This is a genomic window from Thermostichus vulcanus str. 'Rupite' (genome assembly GCF_022848905.1).
In the GTDB taxonomy this organism is placed as follows: Bacteria; Cyanobacteriota; Cyanobacteriia; order Thermostichales; family Thermostichaceae; genus Thermostichus; species Thermostichus vulcanus_A.
Genome location: NZ_JAFIRA010000112.1, coordinates 1 through 1,629, shown reverse-complemented (window position 1 = coordinate 1,629; position 1,629 = coordinate 1). Strand labels below are relative to the sequence as shown.

The window sequence follows — 1,629 nt, the reverse complement described above, 5'->3', positions numbered from 1 at the left end:
CCCAGCAATGGGGGCATCCCCAGCCGACCGACGATCTGGCCGACAAAAAACCCCATCCCCAAAATCCATAGCCAACTGCCCAGCATGAATGGATCCCTCTCCTTCCGTCGTGGTGTTAAGGGGCAGTCCAGCGGGAAAAATCAAAGGTCTCCGTTCTGCAGACGCAAAGCCAAAAACCCCTACCCTCTGGACAAGCCCAGAAGCGTAGGAGTTATCAGCCTCTTGATGAAGGTAAAACCCGAAAATCTGAGGCGGTTCCGGTGAACTCCATCACCTGTTGCCGGTCGAGGCTCACAAGCCCAAAGAACTCTGCTTCGCCAACTTGGTTGCGCAAGCAGCGTGTAGCACCATACACAGCATTAGCGGCAACTGATTTGAGACTTAGGCTATCACATTTAATCCCATCAACCCACAGAAACCAAACGGTAGCGATGCCCAGGCCGATCGATCGAGTGATAAAAATCGGAACAGACATTGTGGGTAAGACGGTCACTCATGCTGCGGGTTACCTGTTGTACCACCTGGTTGGCCACCCGCCGCACCAATTTGTGGGGCAGTACCTGTAAAAACCCAGGCAAAGTGAGCCAGATGTCCAGGTGCAGATCCCAGTGAACACGGGTGAGCGGTGGAAGATCTGGAGATCCACTCAATTCCTCCAATCGAAACGCGGCTCGACAATCCACGTGGTAGGGCAGAGCGGCATCACCAGGCAGCTCGATCGAGGTGAGACGAAACACATCATTCTCGTCAGGCCAAATTTTGACCCCAAAACAAGGCTCTAGCTCGAAGCCCAAACCGCCAATGCGAAAAAACTCCAGCTTGTAGCTATCTGCCGACAAAGCCTCCACCCGCAGGGGCCGGAAGCAGTGCTGGATCCACTGAGAATGGCCGCGCAAGTAGTGCGCCAGGGTTTCTCGATCCGTTTCCAGATCCACCTGTCCACGCCGTGTGGCTTGTAAATCCAGTCGCGTTAGTGGGACGAAGTCCTGCTGGACTTTGGCGAGTTGCGGCTGTTCAGAGGCTCCATCGCAATCCTGACAATCACTTGCCGGAACGACGGGCTTGGAGCTGGCGATAGACATCTTTGATATCCACCTGATGATGTGCGAGAGCCACCAGACAGTGGTACCAGAGGTCGGCAACCTCACTGGCAATGGCTGTCGGCTCTTGATCTTTGACGGCCATCACCACTTCGGCGGTTTCCTCACCGAGCTTTTTGAGGATGGCATTGTCTCCTTTGGCCAGCAAGCTGCTGGTGTAGGAGTTGGGGCTGGGATCCGCCTGACGGGCTTTGATCACGGCAAACACTTGGGAAAGCGTATCAGCTGCGAGAGGAACGTGACTTGCGCTTTTCAGCAAGGGCCGAAAGAAGCAGCTGCGCGCCCCGGTATGACAGGCTACATCCCCCACTTGTTCTACTGTGATCAAAAGAGCATCGCTGTCGCAGTCGTAACGGATTTGTTTCACCCATTGCACATGTCCAGACGTTTCTCCCTTAGCCCAGAAGGCTTGGCGAGAGCGACTCCAAAACCAGGTGCGGCCCGTTTCCAAGGTCTTTTGCAGGGATCCCCGGTTCATCCAAGCCAGCATCAACACCGTCCCGTCCAGATAATCCTGAACGATGGCGGG

The 1,629-nt window shown here is 55.1% G+C and carries 2 protein-coding genes and 1 riboswitch; both genes read right to left on the bottom strand.

What is annotated here, in order from left to right; translation table 11 throughout:
* Positions 1-198: 198 nt before the first annotated feature.
* A riboswitch (Fluoride riboswitch) is annotated at positions 199-284 on the bottom strand.
* Between the two features lie 120 nt (positions 285-404).
* On the bottom strand, positions 405-1,082 hold the full coding sequence (locus JX360_RS17355; protein WP_244353492.1) for a DUF1997 domain-containing protein: 678 nt from the start codon (positions 1,080-1,082) through the stop codon (positions 405-407).
* On the bottom strand, positions 1,042-1,629 hold a 588-nt coding region (gene hisIE / locus JX360_RS17350; protein WP_244353490.1), incomplete at its 5' end, for a bifunctional phosphoribosyl-AMP cyclohydrolase/phosphoribosyl-ATP diphosphatase HisIE. The genes hisIE and JX360_RS17355, both read right to left, overlap by 41 nt.